16 protein-coding genes, 1 tRNA gene and 1 other RNA gene are annotated in these 20,504 nt (G+C 50.9%); 11 read left to right on the top strand and 7 right to left on the bottom strand.

Features of this window, described 5'->3' with window-relative positions; genetic code table 11:
• Positions 1-251 precede the first annotated feature (251 nt).
• From trfA to AC07N2_RS00705, 5 genes are all read right to left on the bottom strand, one after another.
• A complete protein-coding gene (trfA, locus tag AC07N2_RS00725) occupies positions 252-1,139 on the bottom strand; it encodes a plasmid replication initiator TrfA (RefSeq protein ID WP_494776566.1) in 888 nt (295 codons plus the stop codon).
• A gap of 6 nt (positions 1,140-1,145) precedes the next feature.
• Complete coding sequence (locus AC07N2_RS00720; protein ID WP_494776565.1) at positions 1,146-1,526, bottom strand: hypothetical protein; 381 nt, start codon at positions 1,524-1,526, stop codon at positions 1,146-1,148.
• 528 nt (positions 1,527-2,054) lie between these two features.
• A tRNA-Leu gene (locus tag AC07N2_RS00715) sits at positions 2,055-2,139 on the bottom strand.
• 142 nt (positions 2,140-2,281) lie between these two features.
• On the bottom strand, positions 2,282-4,015 hold the full coding sequence (locus AC07N2_RS00710; RefSeq protein WP_494776564.1) for an ArnT family glycosyltransferase: 1,734 nt from the start codon (positions 4,013-4,015) through the stop codon (positions 2,282-2,284).
• 185 nt (positions 4,016-4,200) lie between these two features.
• Complete coding sequence (locus AC07N2_RS00705; RefSeq protein WP_076592245.1) at positions 4,201-4,467, bottom strand: type B 50S ribosomal protein L31; 267 nt, start codon at positions 4,465-4,467, stop codon at positions 4,201-4,203.
• Between the two features lie 218 nt (positions 4,468-4,685).
• On the opposite strand from AC07N2_RS00705, the gene AC07N2_RS00700 reads away from it, so the two are divergent.
• Positions 4,686-5,294, top strand: coding sequence for a trimeric intracellular cation channel family protein (locus tag AC07N2_RS00700; RefSeq protein WP_494776563.1), 609 nt, complete (start codon positions 4,686-4,688; stop codon positions 5,292-5,294).
• Between the two features lie 102 nt (positions 5,295-5,396).
• Here the strand turns inward: AC07N2_RS00700 and rho are convergent, their stop codons facing one another.
• A complete protein-coding gene (gene rho / locus AC07N2_RS00695; protein ID WP_076592243.1) occupies positions 5,397-6,662 on the bottom strand; it encodes a transcription termination factor Rho in 1,266 nt (421 codons plus the stop codon).
• Positions 6,663-6,770: 108 nt separating this feature from the next.
• Complete coding sequence (trxA, locus tag AC07N2_RS00690) at positions 6,771-7,097, bottom strand: thioredoxin TrxA (protein ID WP_076592242.1); 327 nt, start codon at positions 7,095-7,097, stop codon at positions 6,771-6,773.
• A gap of 295 nt (positions 7,098-7,392) precedes the next feature.
• On the opposite strand from trxA, the gene AC07N2_RS00685 reads away from it, so the two are divergent.
• The 10 genes from AC07N2_RS00685 to epsF all read left to right on the top strand — a co-directional run bounded on the left by AC07N2_RS00685 (position 7,393) and on the right by epsF (position 20,451).
• Positions 7,393-10,074, top strand: coding sequence for a PD-(D/E)XK nuclease family protein (locus AC07N2_RS00685; protein WP_494778088.1), 2,682 nt, complete (start codon positions 7,393-7,395; stop codon positions 10,072-10,074).
• Complete coding sequence (locus AC07N2_RS00680; RefSeq protein ID WP_494776562.1) at positions 10,074-13,352, top strand: UvrD-helicase domain-containing protein; 3,279 nt, start codon at positions 10,074-10,076, stop codon at positions 13,350-13,352. The genes AC07N2_RS00685 and AC07N2_RS00680 overlap by 1 nt, the downstream gene beginning before the upstream one ends.
• 156 nt (positions 13,353-13,508) lie before the next feature.
• Positions 13,509-13,724 (top strand): DUF904 domain-containing protein, encoded by a 216-nt coding sequence (locus tag AC07N2_RS00675; RefSeq protein WP_494776561.1) that lies wholly within the window; start codon positions 13,509-13,511, stop codon positions 13,722-13,724.
• Entirely contained in the window at positions 13,721-14,032 is a 312-nt protein-coding gene (locus tag AC07N2_RS00670; RefSeq protein ID WP_494776560.1) for a cell division protein ZapA, read from the top strand. Before AC07N2_RS00675 ends, AC07N2_RS00670 begins: the two co-directional genes overlap by 4 nt.
• Before the next feature lie 37 nt (positions 14,033-14,069).
• A non-coding RNA gene (ssrS, locus tag AC07N2_RS00665) (6S RNA) lies at positions 14,070-14,248 on the top strand.
• A gap of 137 nt (positions 14,249-14,385) precedes the next feature.
• A complete protein-coding gene (locus AC07N2_RS00660; protein ID WP_494776559.1) occupies positions 14,386-14,844 on the top strand; it encodes an EVE domain-containing protein in 459 nt (152 codons plus the stop codon).
• Positions 14,845-15,566: 722 nt separating this feature from the next.
• Positions 15,567-16,790: an XrtB/PEP-CTERM-associated polysaccharide biosynthesis outer membrane protein EpsL gene (gene epsL, locus AC07N2_RS00655; RefSeq protein WP_494776558.1), complete on the top strand. Its 1,224-nt coding sequence runs from the start codon at positions 15,567-15,569 to the stop codon at positions 16,788-16,790.
• The gene (locus AC07N2_RS00650; RefSeq protein ID WP_494776557.1) at positions 16,780-18,183 is read left to right on the top strand and encodes an undecaprenyl-phosphate glucose phosphotransferase; all 1,404 of its coding nucleotides are present in this window, start codon (positions 16,780-16,782) and stop codon (positions 18,181-18,183) included. Before epsL ends, AC07N2_RS00650 begins: the two co-directional genes overlap by 11 nt.
• A 68-nt stretch (positions 18,184-18,251) precedes the next feature.
• On the top strand, positions 18,252-19,040 hold the full coding sequence (gene epsE, locus AC07N2_RS00645; RefSeq protein WP_494776556.1) for a polysaccharide export protein EpsE: 789 nt from the start codon (positions 18,252-18,254) through the stop codon (positions 19,038-19,040).
• A gap of 13 nt (positions 19,041-19,053) precedes the next feature.
• A complete protein-coding gene (epsF, locus tag AC07N2_RS00640; protein WP_494776555.1) occupies positions 19,054-20,451 on the top strand; it encodes a chain length determinant protein EpsF in 1,398 nt (465 codons plus the stop codon).
• Positions 20,452-20,504: the final 53 nt, after the last annotated feature.

Genomic DNA, 20,504 nt, shown 5'->3' with positions numbered 1-20,504 from the left:
GTGGTAGGAGCCGGCCCGGTAGGGCTGCCGCGTAGCGGCACTCCGTATCCCGCTGCAGCACATGGCGTGGCCCTCATGCGTGTTTGTATGTGCTGATTAGATAAAGATTAAAAACAGATTAGCTAATTTTAGGGACTTAGGTTAAGCCTTATCAGTATTGGCTTTCCAGACTGTTTTGTTGGCTCGAGTTGGGGCGCTACGACGACTTTTAAGGGGCGCTGCGACATTATTTCAGGAGTGTCGCGACGTGCTTAAGGGGTGCTGCGACGCCTTTTTGTTTTAGCTAAATGGCGTCGTTGTGATTCACTTGCTTGTTTCATCACATGAACCAAATCTCCCCGGATTTCGTAATCGAATGGCTGGTCGTTTGCGTTGCTGGCATCGGCTAATGCGCTTAATGCGCGTAGCAAATCCTTTCTGAAATCATTAAGTGAAGCTGCTTCGCTGCCGCAATTTTTATGTAGGGTCGCAATCTTCATTGGAAATGGTTGCGCATGACTTGAATAGAAAGCGTGCAACCACTGCGATATAGGTTTTCCGTCAAGCGCCTGACGAACGCTCCAATTCACTTGCGTAAATTGATCATAAAAAAATAGATCTCTTAATTTAGCATTGAGAACAATAACGTATTCACGCGTTTTGTCATCCTTATATGCTTCGTCAATAAATCCACCAACATAAGTATAGCGGCCATGCTTGAGTTCGAAGGCGTTGGCGCGAAGTCGTAAAATTCGTTTGTGTAAGACGTTACGATTGCCTCCTGTATTTGTTTTATGCAAGCTGCTGAGAAGCTTGTGTATCTTGATGCGACATTCTGTTCCGAGTCCGAAGGAACGAGCTATGTGAAATAGAGTTACAACTAAACTGAGGTCGCCTTGGTCCAACTGCTGGCCCGTCTGATAAATCTCATAACCCTCAAGTGCTGATATCAATTCGCGCTCAAGAAATTTACGTGGCCCTTTTTTGATTGCTGCGAATATGGCAGATCGAAGCGCGATGTTTGGCACGCCTCGAGCTGATTCTGGCCACAGTGGAAGTTGAACTACATTGGCAAGGGCAGGGGGGCGAGAAGATACTCTTCTTTCAATCTGCTGAAGCCTAGCGACGGTCTCGTCGCCCCAGTTCTCGAGTTTCCGCATGATCGCTTACGCGGCAGTTGGATTTTCTGTTTTTACTGTTGTAAGAGCAGTTTTTTGACGCTCACGATTTGATTTTCGGCCAACACGTTTACGCGGATTTACTTCGCCACGTTCGTATGCTTCCAAGTAGGGGGCAAGAATAGACCTGAGCACATAACTTCGGTTTGAGACTTTAACTACGGGTAAAACGAACCGCCCCTTGGATATAGCATTTTTTATTGATTCGTAGCTAAAAGGCAAAACCTTGGGTAACAATACGACGGGGAAAAATTCATTCTCGCCGTTGATGGCGATAAGACGTTCGTCGATTGTTAAGCGAACATAAATTGATTGACTAGTGACGCCGTAAACTGAGGCGATGTAATTTGGTGTGTGCAATTGAGACATGACTTCCCCCTTGAAGCCAGGTACCACCTGGCCTTGCGCGCCACGGCACTCAAGGTGGAAAAGGAGGGGATTTTGTGGGCAGAAGGACTGGGTATTTGATGCGAATATCTGTGGGCCTCGACCGTGGTCTCGTGTCAGATATCCTGCTCTGTGGACAGAGCAGCAAACAAATACATTTACCCCAAATTGGATTGTTATATCTCGAAAACAGGGAGCCGACCCTCACCGGCTTTATTTTCTTGAACACCGTGGGTAAATCTGCGTTCCCCAACGATGCGGCCCTATACAGAGCGCAACAATGATTTAATTCTAGCTCGGCCATAATGAAACTGGCAACAGTAATTTTCAGCTTTGCTAGAATCGAATACTCGTCAGGACAAATCAGGACAAAACTTTTCTTGATTTGAGCCGCGAGGACAATATAGGACAAATGGGAGGGATACTAAGAGTGACTGCTGAAGGTAATTTTCAGTAACCTAAGAGCTTGATTTGAAATGAAAAACGCACCCGAAGGTGCGTATTCAATAATGGTGCCGAGAGCCGGAATCGAACCGGCACGCCTTGCGGCGCGGGATTTTGAGTCCCGTGCGTCTACCTATTCCGCCATCTCGGCAACGCAAGCTGAGCATTATGCTCGATTTGGGCGATTTGAGCAAGACTGATTGTGCTTGTTTGTAGAAGATAAATGCATATTTTTTGCATTTTTTACTACTAAAGCAGTATCCCCTTTGCGTGAGAGCGGTCGTGGATCGTTATTACTTCTGTTCGGTTTGCGTATTGTAGATACGTTGATAAAGACGGAAGCGTTCGTCGCGATCAGCTGGGCGGCGGCCGTGCCAGATCAATTGCCATTGCTGGTTGGAGCGTGTTATGAACTGTGGCGCATCGTTTCCGCGATGGCTATCTTGTAGCAACAAATAATCACAATTTTTCTCGCCACCTTGCGCAAACTCGACTTCTCCAAAGTAGGCAAACGATGCGCGTTGCGCAGGGCCGACGTTCGTTGCGACGCAACGTTTGACGGTTGGTAATGCGATCTCGATTTGTTTGGCAACGCTGACGTAGCTCTTGATGTAATTACCCCATGGCAGCCACAGCGTCATGAGCAGCAACCAGCACAAGATAATCCCACCCGAAGACAGTACGACTGCGCGCCACAAAACGGAAGGGCGGCGCGAGATACGCCAGTACACAATCCAGATCCAGGCTGCTGTTGCGGCAGCGGCAACGAGGAATGCGAATAGGCCGAATTCAGGTTTGAAGCCTGGAGCGATCTTGAATGCGTTCTTGGCAAGTTGTGCCGGCCAGCCGGTTTGCTTGGCGATCCAGCCCAGCCAGATGAAAGCGGCGCAAGTGGTCAGCATCATGACCGAGAACCAGTCGACTGCGTTGATGGCGCCACGCTTCATTGTTGGCAAACCGAATGCAGCGAGAATCGCCAGCATAGGCAGCAACGGCAACAGGCTGGCTTCTTCTGCGTGAGAGTTCAAGAAGGCGAGGACCAACAGCGCAGCAAAAAAGGTCAGTGGCAGAGTAATGTGCAGTGCTGCATGCTGTCTGCGCCATGCATACACGGCCCAGATAGCGAAGGGCCATGCCGGCCATGCAAACCAGACAGCGTTCTTAAAGAAGTATTGTGCGGTGGACCATGATGGTGCGCTGATCTGGCGGTAATTCCACGCCATCCATGCATCAGTTGATGCGCTACTGGCCTGCACCAATTGATTTGCCCATATCCATGAACCTGTAATGACAGTGGCCAATGGCAGCACGATGAGTATCAAGCGCAGCAACAATGCACGATCACGTACGGATGCGAGGGTAATGATGCCTAGCCACAATGCGAGTGGGACAACCCAGCCGCGCGTCAGCGCCAATGCAGCTAAGGCAAGAGCTAAAACGATGGTGCGACGTAAGGTGTTTTTTTCAAATAAACGTGTCGTGGCGTATAAAGCACAGGCAACCAGCGATACCTGTAATGCCTCAGAAGTCGTGCCGTGACTGTGCACCAGTAAACCAAGACAGCCCAGATAAATCAGCAAGGCACCATCGGCCAATGTGCGGCCGAAGTCTTTTGGTTCAGGTTGTCCGCCGAATGCGAGTTTGTGCGGTTGTGCCTCAGTACGACGGCCTAGCAGGTAAGTGGTGTACCAGACCGCAAGCGAGCCAAGCAGGAAGAAGCAGATCGGTGCAATGCGTGCGGCCATCGGATCGCCTAGCAGCCAGCCGAATAATTTGATGCAGATCGCACCCAACCAGAATGCCAGCGGGCCTTCTTCGAACATCGGCAAGCCGACGATATTGGGCGCCAGCCAATCAGCCAGCGAGCCGTGCGCCATCGTCCACATGATGCCGAAGCCGGTAGCGTCGTCCGGTTTCCACGGATCACGACCAAGCAGGCCGGGCAGGATATATAACAAACACAGTGCGAACAACGCCCCGCGCGGGAGTGCAAGCGTAGCGGAGGCGGGGAGGCGGACTGGCTTCATGAAAGGAGAAAGTTGTTTTTATTTGATCCGGCGTTATTGTGCCGTAAAAATTCTGCGTCAGTGCAGCGATTCTCTATTGATGGTGTGAAAAGACTGATTTTCAAGTCGCAACAGGAATAGACGTACAGTGAGCTTGCAACAAAAAAGGCAGCCGTGGCTGCCTTTTTTGAAACGCGGTGACGAAATTATTCTGCCACGGATGTTTTTGAACCGACGGTACCGAACTTCTTGCGGAATTTATCCACGCGACCTGCGGTATCAACGATTTTGTGTTTGCCGGTGTAGAACGGATGCGATTCCGAGGAAACCTCGATCTTTACCAGTGGGTATGTTGCGCCTTCAAATTCGATGGTTTCACGAGTTTGAATGGTCGAACGGGTAATGAATTTGAAATCGTTAGACATGTCTTGGAACACGACGTTACGATAATCTGGGTGGATGCCTTCTTTCATTTTTCTGCCTTAGATAGTTTGGTAGCCAATCGTCACTTCGTCGGTCGCACAGCTTCTTGACCCGATTGTCGATCACTTTCCTAGGTTGGAACGAGTCGCGAATTATACATGGAAAATTCAATAAAATCATGGATTTGCGACAAGCTTGCCGAGATGAATGCTACAGTCGCAACAGTTCATTTAAAGGAGTCTTTGTGACAATTGGTTTGCAGAATGGCATGAGTACGCTGCTGCAGGTAGTTGAGGCATGCGGCATAGTCGCATTTGCCTGCTCCGGCTTTGTCGAGGCACGGCGCAAAGAAATGGACTTGGTTGGTGTCTTTATTGTTGCTTTTATTACAGCATTTGGCGGTGGTACCTTGCGCGATATGTTGCTGGATCGACGCCCCTTGTTTTGGGTAGAGCATCAGGAATATGCCATTCTTGTCTTTATTCTGGCGCTGATTGCCGGGCCATTCCTGCCGCATTTGCGTTCGGCTGTGGCGGAAAAAACGATTGTTGTCGCTGATGCCTTCGGTTTGGGTTTGTTCAGTGCAGTCGGTACTTCCTTGGCGCTGGAAGCGCAGATGCCGGTTTTTATCTGCGTGATGATGGGCGTGACGACCGGGATTTTTGGAGGCATTTTGCGCGATGTATTGTGCAATCAAATCCCCATGGTGTTCCGGCGTGGGCAGCTTTATGCGACCTGTTCATTCATTGGGTGCTGGGTTTATATGGGGCTGGAGTGGCTGAATGTATCGTCAGCAGTGGCCTTGATTTCAAGCATTATCGTGACTTCGGCATTGCGCCTGTTGGCAGTTAGATGGGATTGGAAGTTGCCGGGTTGAGTGTTGCGCCTGCATAGTAAAAAAGCCCGTTTTCATTTGCAGCGTATGCAAGGAAAACGGGCTTTTTGCTTTCAGCCATATGCATGGCTGAATATTCAATGATCAGGAGTTGCCGCGGCGCATCATGTCGAAGAATTCTGCGTTGTTCTTGGTCGACTTCATCTTGTCGAGGATGAATTCCATCGCTTCGATTTCGTCCATGCCGTACAGCAATTTGCGCAGTACCCAGATTTTTTGCAGCTGATCTGGTTTGATCAGCAATTCTTCACGACGTGTGCCGGATTTGTTCAGATTGATCGCAGGGTAGACGCGCTTCTCGGCCAGACGGCGTTCGAGATGCACTTCCATATTGCCGGTACCTTTGAATTCTTCAAAGATCACGTCATCCATACGGCTGCCGGTTTCGATCAGTGCGGTAGCGATGATGGTCAGTGAGCCACCTTCTTCGACGTTACGCGCAGCACCGAAGAAACGTTTCGGGCGTTGCAATGCGTTGGCATCGACACCACCAGTCAATACTTTGCCGGATGCCGGGATCACGGTGTTGTAGGCGCGTGCCAGACGGGTGATCGAGTCGAGCAGAATCACGACGTCTTTTTTCATTTCGACCAGGCGCTTTGCTTTTTCCAGCACCATTTCGGCAACTTGCACGTGGCGTGTAGCTGGTTCGTCAAACGTGGAAGCAACGACTTCGCCGCGTACCGAACGCTGCATCTCGGTCACTTCTTCAGGACGTTCGTCGATCAGCAACACGATCATGACGACATCAGGATGATTGGTGGTAATCGCATGTGCGATGTGTTGCAGGATGACGGACTTACCTGACTTCGGCGAAGCGACCAGCAAGCCGCGCTGGCCTTTACCGATAGGCGCGATCAAATCGATGACGCGGCCGGTGATGTTTTCTTCGCCACGCATGTCACGTTCAAGCAGCAAAGGCTTGTTCGGATGCAGCGGTGTCAGATTTTCAAACAGAATGCGGTGTTTCGATGCTTCCGGCGGTTCGCCGTTGACCTTGTCGACCTTGACCAATGCAAAGTAACGTTCGCCATCTTTAGGCGTGCGGACTTCACCTTCGATCGAGTCACCTGTGTGCAGATTGAAGCGGCGGATCTGCGATGGGGAAATATAGATGTCGTCGGTGGACGCCATGTAGCTGGCGTCGGGCGAGCGCAGGAAGCCAAAGCCGTCAGGCAATACTTCGAGGGCGCCATCGCCAAAAATTTGTTCTCCTGATTTCGCGCGTTTCTTGAGAATCGCGAACATCAGTTCTTGTTTGCGCAAGCGCGCTGCGTTGTCGATGTCCAGGCCAATTGCCATTTCTAGCAGGGCGGAGACGTGTAACGCCTTTAATTCGGATAAATGCATATGTTTGAGTTTCCCAGGAAGGGAGATAAAAAGGTGGGGGAGGGAACGACGTGATGAAGTTGGTAATCAAGCAGCGATGCGGGCGCATCGCTGCAATTTTTATTTATATTAAATGTTGCTGTCGATGAAGGCGGTCAATTGACCTTTTGCCAGTGCGCCTACTTTTTGCGCTGCTGGTACGCCATTCTTGAACAAAATCAAGGTTGGAATGCCGCGAATACCGAATTTGGCCGGAATTGCTTGATTGGCATCGACGTCCATTTTTGTGATCTGGATCTTGCCTGCGTATTCCTTGGCAACATCTTCCAGAATCGGTGCAATCATTTTGCACGGACCGCACCACTCTGCCCAGAAGTCGACCAGAACTGGTTTGTCGGATTTCAGTACGTCTGTATCAAAAGACGCATCGGTAATATGTTTGATGTTTTCGCTCATGTTTGCCTCAATGTGAGGAGAAAAGGATAAATCAGCGCCTTGGCAATAACCACTCTTTATCGGTGCTTACCTGCAGCGTCTCCGCTTACTGGATAAAGATGGAGACATTGCGATGTAATTCAAGTTTTTTTGAAGGTGCAACCAGAGGTAATCAGGCGGGGTCTGGACAAATCATAACCTATTTTATAAAAAGTGGGGCATTGCTCATAAAATTTCACAAAGCCTCGCATAAAATGCAAAACTGACCAGCCCATCGCTGCACTTTTCCCGTTTCCATCTTTCACCTGAGCCCTTGATGCTGCATAGCGCCGTACTGATTCCACCTTCCGCTGCCTTTTGGGATGATGCCGCACGCGCATTGTTGCAAAGTGATTTGCTGGCGCGCGCCGAACATGCGTCGGTCAAGGATCTGTCGTCGGTGCGCGTGGTGGTGTCGACTTTCGCACATATACAGTTGTTGAAGACGGCATTGGGCAAGCAACTCGACGGCGCGTTCATTCCGCCAGTCATCACTTCGCTGTCTGAATATATACGGCTATTGCCACCGCAAACTGGTGCGACAGTCACCGCGCCTAGTGAACGCTTGATGTCTCTGTATGCCACTTTGCGTCAACATGCCTGGCTGAAAAAATTATTCAGCGCGCGACGCAATACGGATTTGCTGCCGCTGGCCGAGATATTGTTAACACTATCGGATGAATTGACGCAAGCTATGCTGCCGGAGCTGAAGGTCTCGCCGGATGTGGCCGATGCCCGCTGGCAGGCGGCGTTGGAGCAATTGTCGCCAGTGGCGCGTAATTTGTTGTCGGATGAAACGCAACTGGTGTGGACTATCTGGAAGAGTCAGCTCGATGCCAGCGATGCAATCGTGACGCGTTTCGCGCAGATGATGCGTATCGCCGCGCAGGCGCAATTGCCGCTGTTCTGGATTAGCCCGGTCGAGCCGGATGCGATGGAGCAAGCCTTCCTCGATGCATACAGCGAACAACATGCGGTCGTATCGATGACACTGGATTGGCAGGCTCATCATATAAATAGTACTTACGCTGCTGCATGGTCGGAGATGTTGACGGATGAAGCGGTAGCCGCTGCCTTGCCTACGGCGACGCCGGCAGGTTTGTATTTATATGCAGCACAGAATCTGGAAGCAGAAGCCAAGGCTGGTGCACAAACGATTATCGATTGGCTGCAGCAAGGCAAAGCCAATATCGCCATCGTTGCGCAGGATCGCGTAGTCGCACGTCGCATACGCGCCTTGCTCGAACGTGCACAAGTAATCGTTGCCGATGAAACCGGTTGGAAATTATCGACCACGCGCGCGGCAGCGGCGCTGGCATCCTGGCTTGAGCTGGTTGCGGCACGGGCCGAGACAGTAGGCTTGCTGGATTTTTTGAAATCGCCATTTGTATTTGCTAATGTAGAAGACAAAGCCGATCTGGTGATGGCGAGCGAAATCGCTTTGCGACGTGGAAATGTGCTCGGTGGTTGGGATGCAGTCAGTGATGCCTTGACCGCAATTCCTGCCGCGCAAAAGATGATGCGCTTGTTGGCACAACAATCCTCCGCATTTAGCAAAGCCAAAACTCTGCACGAATGGATAGTCGCAATTCAGCAGACTCTGGATGTACTGGGTATGCGTGCAGCCTTGCAAGCGGATGGCGCTGGCGCACAGGTGATTCAATTACTGCAGGATATCGCGCAGGATTGCGAGCAGGTTGGTCATACGTTTTCATTTGCGGAATGGCGTGCATTCATTAACCTGCAATTGGAAGCGACTGCCTTCGTACAGCTTAATCGCGACAAACGTGTCGTGATGTTGCCGCTGAACGGCGCACGTTTGCGCAACTTCGATGCAGTGTTGATGGTCGGTGCAGATGCTGAACATCTACCGTCGCAGCCAGCAGAAACCTTATTCTTCGCCAATGTCGTGCGTCGCGAGCTGGGGCTGGCGACGCGTGAAAGTCGTCAGCGCCAGCAATTGCGTGATGTGACAGAACTGTTGTCTGCCAACGATTGCGTTGTGTTGTCGTGGCAGGCGCACAAGAATGGCGAGCCGAATCCAGTCAGTCCATGGATAGAACGTTTGCAACTCAGCTTGGCGCGCGCTGGTTTGCCAGCATTGGCTGAGCATGACGTGCAGATTGCGCCGCGTCATTTGTTGCCGTCGCCAGCGTCGATGCCTGCACCAAGTGCATCTGCGTTGTCGCCAAAAAAACTTTCCGCTAGCGGTTACAACAGTCTGGTTGCTTGTCCTTATCAATTCTTCGCTACGCGTATGTTGGGTTTGTCAGGCATCGACGAGTTATCTGATATGCCGGAGAAACGCGACTACGGCGATTGGCTGCATCAAATTCTGGCCATGTTCCATACGCAATTGCATGAGCATGCTGTTGTAGATCGAGCGGCACTGCTGCGCGAGATTTCTGATCAGGTATTCGGGCAAGCGCTCGATAAAAGCGCTGCAGCACTCGGCTATTACGCGCGTTGGCAAAAAGCGATGCCAGCCTATCTGGAATGGCTGACCGAACGCGAAACGCAGGGATGGCATTTTGTCCTCGGTGAGGAAAAGTTCGAGAAGGTATTGCGCTGGGAAGATGGCGAAATCATCTTGCACGGTCGTGTCGATCGTATGGATGAAAACGCATCTGGCGAGCGTATCGTGCTGGATTACAAAAGCACGAATCAAACTGCATTGCGCGACAAGCTCAAGCAAGGCGAAGATCATCAATTGCCATTCTACGGTTTGCTCTCCGATATGCCGTTGGCCGCTGCCTTGTACATTCCACTGGAAGCAACGAAGGACAAGATCAAGGAAGTGGAATCCACCGAATATGAAACCTGGCAGCAGACCTTGAGCGCACAGATTGCAAACACGATGAGTGCGATAGCGCACGATGCTCCGTTGCCAGCTACCGGGCCGGAATCGGTTTGCCAATACTGCGATGTGCGTGGACTCTGCCGCAAGGGAGCTTGGTGATGGACGATCCTCGCATGACGCCACGCGCTTATGAAATCAATGGCACACATGCCGATGCCGCACACTTTGTTGCGCGCGCTTGCGATCCGTCGCGCTCGGTTGTGGTGGAAGCTTGCGCTGGTAGTGGCAAGACCTGGTTGCTTGTGGCGCGCGTATTGCGTCTGCTCTTGTCCGGTACTGAACCGGCAGCGATATTGGCGATTACGTTTACCCGCAAGGCCGCGCAGGAAATGCGCGAGCGCTTGATGCAACTGCTGCATGAGTTGACGTTGAAGTCGGATGCAGAAGTATTGGCCTTGTTAAGAGAACGTGGCGTTGCCGAGCATGAATTGCCGGCAATGTTGCCACTTGCACGTGGATTGTATGAGCGCGTCTTGCGCAGTCCGCAATCGCTGTCTATTGATACTTTTCATAGCTGGTTTGCGCGCTTGATTCAGATTGCGCCGCTGGCATCCGGTGTGCCGCATGGTTATACCTTGACGGAAGCAACCGGCGAATTATTGTCGGATGCGTACAGTCGTTTCATGCAAGCGGTTAACGAAAAAGACAATCAACACGTCAAGGAAGCACTGATAGATTTGTACTCGCAGGTCGGTGATTTCAGTACGCGTAATTTAATCAATTCCTTTGTTGCGAAGCGTGCGGAATGGTGGGCTTCGGTGCAGAGCGGTGATCCGATAGCGTGGTTGCAGAAATTGTGCGGTGCTGATGGTGAAGCCGATGCGCGCTTGTCCTTGTGGTCGGATGAAAAATTGGCCGCACGTATAGGACAAATTGCATGGCTGCTGGGACAAGGCACTGCCGTCAATCAGGAGCGTGCAACGTCTATAGAAAAGGCGATGTCCGATGGCGCGACGCTGGAAAATTTTGAGACACTAACGAATGAGTTTTTCGATGGCGGTGGAAAATTCCGCAAGAACCGCGCAACCAAGAATCTGACCAAGGCTTTGCTGGACAATCTGGGCGAAGATGGCGTCTATGCATTTGAAGTAGAGTTCGAAAGTGTGGGCGAAGCGCTGAAGAAAATTTTGCGCCGCAGTATGGAACCCAAGGTCATAGAACTCAATCGCGCCTTGTTTACTGTCGGTGCTGCTTATCTGGAAATTTATCAGGCAGTCAAAGCCGAGCAACGCGTCTTTGATTTTGCCGATCTGGAATGGCAAGCTTATCGTCTGCTGACGAATGAAGAACACGCAGCCTATTTGCAAAGCCGCCTTGATGCACGCTACAAACATGTATTGCTGGATGAGTTTCAGGATACCAATCCGCTGCAGTGGAGCATCGTGCAGGCGTGGCTGAATGCGTATGGCGACGATAGCGACAAGCCCAGCATGTTTGTCGTCGGCGATCCAAAACAATCCATCTATCGTTTCCGTCGAGCCGAGCCGCGCGTATTTTCTGCTGCGCGAGCGGTATTGGTGGCGCAAGGCGCAGATTTTCTGCGCACCAATCAGACGCGTCGCAATGCCATAGGCATAGTTGAAGTATTGAACGCTAGTTTTGTTGCCAATCCGATTTATACCGCGCAAACCACCTTGGCCAACGAGCAGGGTGCAGTGTGGCGTTTGCCGCTGGTACAACAGGAAAAGACCGAGAAAGTCGTTTGGTCGCCGTCGCATTTGCGTGATCCGCTCACTATGCCGCGCGAAGAAGAAGAGGATGCGCGTCGTCTGGAAGAAGGGCGCGCAGTCGCGCAAGCCATCTTGCATGCGCGCGCAAAATCCAAAGATGCGCGCTGGTCGGATGTGATGTTGCTAGTGAAGAAACGTACGCATCTGGGCGCTTATGAACGTGCTTTGCGTGAAGCCGGCATTCCGTTCGCATCTGACCGACGTGGTGGCTTGCTGGAATCGTTGGAAGTAGCGGACCTGATTGCCTTGCTGACTTTTCTCATCACGCCGCACGACAATCTCGCGCTGGCGCATGTACTTAAGTCGCCGATCATAGCCGCGACAGATGAAGACTTGATCGCGCTCGCGTTGCGCACAGAAAAAACATGGTGGAGCAGATTGCATCAAGCTGTGGAATCATCATCTCCCGTTTTGCAACGCGCTGTGACGCTGCTGGAAAAATGGCTGGAACTAGCCGCGCATTTGCCGGTACATGATTTACTCGACCGGATACTGCACGATGGCGATGTGGTGGCGCGCTATGCGCAATCTGCATCGCCACTGGTACGCGGACAAGTGCTGGGCAATATCGAAGCCTTTACTGAACTGGCCTTGAATCTGGATGCCGGTCGTTACCCGAGCTTGCCAAAATTTATCGATGCTTTACGTCGCCTGCAGAAATCAGCAGAAAGCGATGCGCCGGATGAAGCCGATATCGATGCCGCCATGGATGCGGTGCGTATCTTGACGATACACGGCGCAAAAGGTTTGGAAGCGGATATCGTGGTTTTACTGGATGCCAATCACAGCGATCCGGCACGCGACGATTACGGCGTGTTGTGCGAATGGAAGCAGGAAGCGGATGCTCCGAATCATTTCTCCGTCTTTGGCCGTCAAGCCGAGCGGGGTGCCGCACGTGATTATTTGTTCGCCGAAGAAGAGCAATTGAAAACGCAGGAAGACTGGAATCTCTTGTATGTAGCGACCACGCGTGCGAAGAAGCTATTGATCGTTAGTGGCGTAGCGGATGCGCGGAGTGCTTCTGTGAGTGGTGTGGCAGACGGTTGCTGGTATTCACGCTTCCAGGGCGCTTTGGACGTGGAATTAGGCGAGAGCTTGCTGGTATCTGATATAGAGCAAGAAGCTGAATTCTCTTTACCTATATTCAGTCCGCCAGCCTTGCCTGCACCGCAGATTGAAGTCGAAGCAACTTATTCCAACGCAGAGATCGAAGAGGGTATTGCGTTACACGCATTGATGGAGCGTCTGACGCAAACATCGACGTGGCCGCTGGAAATGTATGATCCGGCACAAATCGCTAAATGGCTGCCATGCTCACGCGAGATGGCGACGGTAGTGTGGGAGCAGGCCCATGCAATTCTGGCGCAGCCGGAACTTGAGCGTTTCTTCGATCCTGCGCAGCATCGCTTTGCACGCAATGAAATGGAAGTCATCACCAGTGCAGGCGTCGCACGCTTCGATCGTATCGTGATGTTTGACGATGAATTGTGGATACTTGATTACAAGCGTAATTTGTTTGATAGCGAACGCGCTGCCTATGCATTGCAATTGCAGCGATATCGCATCGCAGCACAGACGGTTTTTCCCGATGCGACGATACGGACCGGCTTGATTACGGCGGATGGGAAATTGACGGAAATGATGTAACACACAAGATTTGCGTATGATTTTGGCAATCTGCCAGGACTAATTGTCGCTATCAGTGTGCGGTGCACGATAAATTTGTACGCATGCGCTGGAAAAGCGGCGCTCTGTTCATGCAATCTATTGACGGTCATTCCTTTGCACATCTATAGTGGCGAGATGATTACAGACTTTCACAATCTTTCCGAAAAAATCGGCCAATTGGCTGATTTGACCCAATCGCTACGCAGCGAAAATGCAGATTTGCGTCTTAAAGCGGTTGCTTTGGCCGCTGAAAATGCTGAACTGACACGTCGTATGCAAGAAGCACATGACCGCGTTGCAGCATTGCTGGAACAAATCCCCGCACAAGAAAAAGATGAGGAGACAGCATGATTCAGCTCGACGTATCGATCATGGGCCAGCCTTACAAGCTGGCATGCAAGGAAGGCGAAGAGGGTGCTTTGCAGGAAGCGGTTGCCTATCTTGACGAGAAAATGTGTGCCATCCGCGACGCCGGCAAATTGAAGGGTAATGATCGTATTGCGGTCATGGCTGCGCTTGGTGTTACTGCAGAGTTGCTGGCAACCAAGTCGCCGGATGGCCCGCTGTCCGAGATGTCCATGTCCGAGGTCAAGCAGAAAATCACGTCTATGCACGAGACGCTCGATGCTGCACTTGCACCACAAGAAAATCTTTTCTGAGATTTCTTTTCCTTCCCGACTGATTGGAGTAAACTAAGCGCTCCTGCCGTGTTCGCCATTGCCATAATTCCTTGAACCATTTATGCGCAGCGGCTGCGGAATTTTGTTCGACGGGAGTGCGCGTCGCTAGTCCGATGAACCCGAAGTTGAACTAACTGTGGCCAACTTGAACCTCTTGGTTCAGGATGCCGGCAAAGCGGCACAGGCGGGGCTTAATGCTGAAACGGTTGCATGAAAATGCAACCGTTTTTTTATTTCCGCATCTTGTTTTGGACAATAGCGGGCGAGTGCTTCAAAATAAGCCTGTACTTGCTGTTTCCCCAAAAACCATCTTCCTGGCTTCTTCAAAAATTATGCGCTATTGGCTCATGAAATCCGAACCGGGTGAAGTCAGCATCGACGATGCACTGGCCGCACCGAATAAGACTGTTCCATGGACTGGTGTGCGTAATTATCAGGCGCGCAATTTCATGCGTGATGCGATGCAGGTCGGTGATGGCGTATTTTTCTATCACTCCAGTTGTGCGGAGCCGGGGATTGTCGGCCTGGCCGAGGTTGCGAGCACCGCCTACCCTGACGATACGCAATTTGATCCCAAGAGCCATTACTACGATCCCAAAGCGACGCTAGAAACGCCGCGTTGGATGATGGTCGATGTGCGCATACGTAAAAAAACGCGACTCATCCCTTTATCGGAATTGCGCACGATACCTGAACTGAGCAGTATGGTGCTTCTGCAGCGCGGTAGTCGTTTATCGATTACGCCGGTTACGCCGGACGAGTGGAAGTTCATCTGCGAGCGTCTGCTTTAATTTCTATTCCCTGATTTCTCCTTCTAGTCTTTCCTGTTTCTCTCACTTCATTTATTGCGTCAGCGGAATATCTGTTGCGCTATCTGCTGTTCATCTCGCCTTGATGTGTTGAAAATATTTTCTTCGCTGAAAAATTGTTACGCATTTATTTGATTCAATCCGAAAAATATTCAAAATATTTTTATGACTGTTTGATGAAATATGCGCGTGAATTTTTGCATGTCTTTATACGGTAAATAATTCAAATATAAGTAACTGCCTAATATTTGAGCAGTTATCTTCACCTCACACGCAATATATACACGCATTGCCGGTAACTTTTACAAAGCTGCACGTCTTATTTTCCTCTCGAAAACAAATCAATTTCCTTTCATTATTTTTCCTAAATCAAGAATGGAAATGACTCATATTTTTTATCGCGACCGGACTTTTTTGTCGCGGAACTAATTCATGTTGTCCTTCTCTTAACGTGCACTTCGCATCGACAAGCTTGTGAAGATGCGATGTTGCAAGGCAGATTGTTTTGTCTTGTCGCAATTTAAAAGTTTCTCAGAATTTTTTGCATGGGCGTATTACTACGATTGCCTTGTTCGTTGAAACAGCACGTTGGGGATGGTGAAAATAATGATGTCGTTGATTTCGAATGATTGCAAAACGCAAGGTATTGCACAGCATGTGGCGCTGAAATTTTTCCGCGACATGTATAGCGTCGCCACAGGTTGATGATGACTAAATTTTTCGTAATGAATTTGCGTCGTGAAATGTCAGGCGCAGGCGAATGTGCATTGGTGCCGCTTTTGTTTGTTGCTGGAGCGTTGGTTTGCGTTCCTGCGAGAGCAGTGGAGGGTGACACGTTTACACCTTACGCCACGTATGGCGTGAACTACGACGCCAATCTTTTGCGCCAGCCGGATTATGTGCGCGATAGCGGCACAGCGGTTTCCGATAGATGGACGCGTGCAGCAGTGGGCGTGCGCATGGATAAGGAAATTGGTCGACAGAAATTGACGGCCGATCTGTCTGCCAATCATTCCGAGTATGAGCGCTTCAATCAATTCAATAACGATGGACAAGAGCTGAAGGCGAATTGGAACTGGGTACTCGGTAATCAGTTTTCCGGAAATGTGGGTACCAGTTACTCGAAGGCGCTGACGCCGTTTGAAGACTTCCGCAGTCTTGAACCGAATATGCGGGTTCAACAGAAGAACTATGTGGATGCATCGTGGCGTCTTCATCCGAGCTGGCAAATCAATACCGGATTCAGCCGTTACGATTTGCGCTATGAATTAGAGTCGCAACAGCCGGCTGAACGTACGCTCAATGTTACCGATATCGGACTCGATTATCTGGCGAGCAGTGGCAACAAGGTCGGTATCGTCTTTCGCCATACTGAAGGCGAATATGCGTACGCACCTATCAATGAATACAGCCAGAATGAAGTCAAGGCCAAGGTCGATTGGCAAGTCACAGGCAAGACCTTTATTCAGTTCCTTGGCGGCGTGGCCAAACGCGAATACGTAACGAACCCGCAGCGCGATTCCAGTGTGCCGAGTGCACGATTGACTGCCTATTGGCAGGCAACAGCCAAAACTGCTGTCTCATTGGGTTTGTGGCGTGAGATTGGTGCGACCGATGATCTTTCCGCCAACTACGCCAGCAATCGAGGCGTCAGTCTGGCCTCGACCTGGGATGCCACCAGCAAGATACGTGTTGATGCCTTGTTGACTTCAGAGAAGCGTGATTACAACGGTGTGTCGGTGATCCAGGGATTGGCGCCGTTGGATAGATCGGATGATTATCGCAACGCCGTGCTCGGTGTCACTTACAAACCTACGCGGCATTTAGGTATTCGTGCTTCCGTTTATCGGACGCAACTGGATTCGAATATTACGTCGGCAACTTATCGTACCGACGGCGTCAAGTTGAGTACGCGCTATGAATTCTGACATTAGCCATATCAAATATCCGGCGGACATTCCTGCACGTCGATTTTATCGGCGCTTGTTCGATCCCTTGCTTGTGATCTGTCTGCTTTACCTGATTACGATACTCGCGGGTAAGGAATTCAGTGCCAATCATGTGGTGCTGGCTGTGCTCGCTTTCTTTATCAGTTCCACCGTGTTCGGTTGGGCTGATCCCTGGTGCGATGCGTCGCAGTCTAATTTCTGGGCTTTGGGTAAATCGATTTTTCTGGCGTGGTCGTTTGCTGTTGCCTTGCTGGTGTTCTTCGCTTACGTGGCGGGCTTGTTCTTGTTATTCACGCATACAGAAATATTGATCTGGCTGGTGGCAACGCCATTGACCTTGTTGAGTGGTCAGCTTCTATTGCAAAAGGCCGGTGCCAGTATGCGCAAGACAGGCGTGCGCTCGGTAGTGCTGGTGGGCGTGAACGAGTTGAGTGTGCAATTGGCGGGGCGCATCAATGAGAGTCCTGATCTACGCATGGAGGTCAGTGGCTTTTTCGATGACAGGGATGAGTCACGCCAACCCGATGACAAGAAGATGCCATTGCTGGGTGGCATGGCGGATATCCCGGCTTATGTACGTATGCACAACATCAATACGATATTCATCAGCCAGCCGATTTCTGCACAACCGCGCATACGCAAACTGTTGAATGAGCTGCAGGACACGACGGCATCGATTTATTTTCTGCCGGATATTTATGTTTTCGACTTGATACAGGCGCGCTTCGATAGCGTTGCTGGTTTGCCGGTGGTAGCTATTTGCGAATCGCCGTTTACCGGTATCAACAGCATGGTCAAACGCGCCAGCGATATTGTGCTGGCATCGATTATCCAGATCATGTTGCTGCCGGTGATGCTGGGCATTGCGATTGCGATCAAGATGAATTCACCCGGCCCGGTCATTTTCAAGCAGCGCCGTTACGGCCTGGATGGTGAAGAAATCATCGTCTACAAATTTCGCTCGATGACGGTATGCGAAGACGGCGCACGTGTAGTGCAGGCGACCAAGGGTGATCAGCGGATTACCAAAATAGGTGCTTTCCTGCGCAAGACTTCTCTCGATGAATTGCCGCAATTCTTCAACGTGCTGCAAGGGCGTATGAGCATCGTTGGTCCACGTCCGCATGCAGTCGCGCACAACGAGCTGTATCGCAAGCAGATCAAAGGCTACATGTTGCGCCACAAGGTCAGGCCCGGCATTACCGGTTGGGCGCAGGTGAATGGCTTCCGTGGCGAGACCAATACGCTGGACAAGATGGAGGCGCGTATTGCCTACGATCTGGACTATCTGAAGCGTTGGTCACTGGCGCTCGATCTATGGATTATTTTGCGCACCTTCAAGGTCGTTTTGATGCGTGACAACGCTTATTGATGACTAATCACGAACGAATTTCGAATGAATCGCGCAGCACCGAACAATTGATGCAAATGGAGTGAAGAATGAAAAAAATAAGACAGGCAATGTTAATGATCCTGATGGTCACGCTGGGTAGCTGGGCATCTGCTTCTGACGTACCGTTAGGGCCGGGCGATGTGCTGAAGATCACCGTCTTTGGTAATAACGATTTGACGCTGGAAACCAGAGTGAGCGAAGCCGGCAGTATTTCCTTTCCCTTGGTGGGGGAAGTGAAAGTTGGCGGCTTGTCGTCAGGTCAGGCCGAGAAGAAGATTGCCGATCTCTTGGATAAAGGCGGCTTCATACGCAACCCGCAAGTCAATCTGATGGTGACTGATATGCAGAGCCAGCAAGTTTCGGTGCTGGGACAAGTCAACAAACCGGGACGTTATCCGGTTGATGGCAAGCGCAGTTTGACCGACATCCTGGCGATGGCCGGTGGTGCCAATGAAGAAGCGGCCGATACCGTCATCCTCACTCATACACGCGACGGTAAAACCATCAAGGAAACGATAGACATGCTGGAACTCGTGCGATCCGGCGACCCGGCCAAGAATCGTGAACTGGTGGCAGGCGATTCAGTGTTTGTCGAACGCGCACCACGCTTTTATATCTACGGTGAAGTGCAGAAGCCAGGTTCCTACAAACTGGAACGCGACATGATGGTTCTGCAGGCGCTCTCGACCGGCGGTGGTTTGAGCCCACGCGGTACGGAACGCGGTGTACGTATCAAGCGGCGCGATGCCAATGGTGTACTGCAGATCATGAACGTCAAGCATGACGATCTGCTGAAGCCGGACGACATTGTCTATGTAAAAGAAAGCCTGTTCTGAGCGAGATCCAAAAATGACTTTGACCCAAATCCTGCGCACCTTGCGCGCGCGCTACAAGATTATTTTTCTATTGCTGGTGGTGACCTTGGCTGTCACCTTCGTCGTCAGTCTGGTCATGCCCAAGACATACAGGGCAACGACGGCAGTGGTATTGAACAACAAAGGTATCGATCCGGTAACCGGTATGAATGTGCCGGTGCAACTGACGCCAGGCTATATGCCGACGCAGGTTGATATCGTCAACAGCAAGGTCGTTGCATTAAAGGTGATCGCTGATCTGAAGCTGGCTGACGATCCCGCCGTCAAGGAACGTTTTGCAAAATTGGACCCGGGGCAGGGAACAATACAAGATTGGCTGGCAGATGGCTTGCGCAGCAATCTGACGGTGGAACCGGCGCGCGAAAGTAGCGTGTTGAATATCAGCTTCAAAGGCGACGATGCAGATTATGTCGCGAAGGTAGCGAATGCTTTTGCATTGGCATATCAGCAGGTGAGTGTGGATCTGAAGGTCGCACCGGCGCAAAAGGCGAGCGGCTACATCAACGATCAAATCAAGATCTTGCGTGAAAAATTTGAAAATGCGCAAAACAAGATGTCGGCCTATCAGAAGGAAAACAATATTTTCAGCAACGATAACAAGCTGGATGTCGAGACTGCGCGCCTGAATGAATTGTCCAGCCAGTTGGTGGTGGCACAAGGTCAATCGATAGAAGCTTCATCACGTCAACGACAAGTGCAAAGCAATGCAGGTGGATCGCCCGATGTGTTGGCCAATCCATTGATACAGACGCTCAAGTCCAGATTGTCGGAAGCAGAAGCTAAATTTGCCGACACCGCGCAAAAGCTCAACGTCAATCACCCGCAATACATCGCTGCCAAATCCGAAGTGGATCAGCTACGTACCAATCTTAATCAACAAATCGGTCTGGCATCAACCGGCATAGTGAGCAATGCACGCATTCTGCAGCAACGCGAGGCAGAAGTACGCGCCGCATTGAATGCGCAAAAAACAAAAGTTCTCGGACTTAATAGTGCACGCGATGAATTGAGTGTGCTGTCCAACGAAATGGAAAACGCCAAGCGTGCGTATGAAACGGCATCGCAACGACTGACGCAGACGAACCTGGAAGGCAAGTCCATGCAGTCGGATATTTCAGTATTGACGGCAGCGACAGCGCCGCGCAATCCTGCCAGCCCTCGTCTTTTCCTGAATCTATTGGTCGCATTAGTGGTTGGCACCATGCTCGGCATAGGCGCTGCGATTGCGATGGAATTGCTTGATCACCGTGTTCGCTCGGCGGAAGACCTGACGCAATTGTTTGGCTTGCCGCTGATAGGTGTGATCGAGAAAACCAAAAAGATCAGCAGCAGACATGCGCCTCCTCGTTTGGGGCGTGGTGTACCGGCATGACGAAACGGGCTTGAGATTGGAAGTCACTGTAGCAACAAGCAGATTGGAAAAAT

Source organism: Herminiimonas sp. GW821-FHT09C12 (assembly GCF_059416385.1).
The sequence above is the reverse complement of the archived record's forward strand: the minus strand, read 5'-3'. Positions and strand labels throughout refer to the sequence as shown.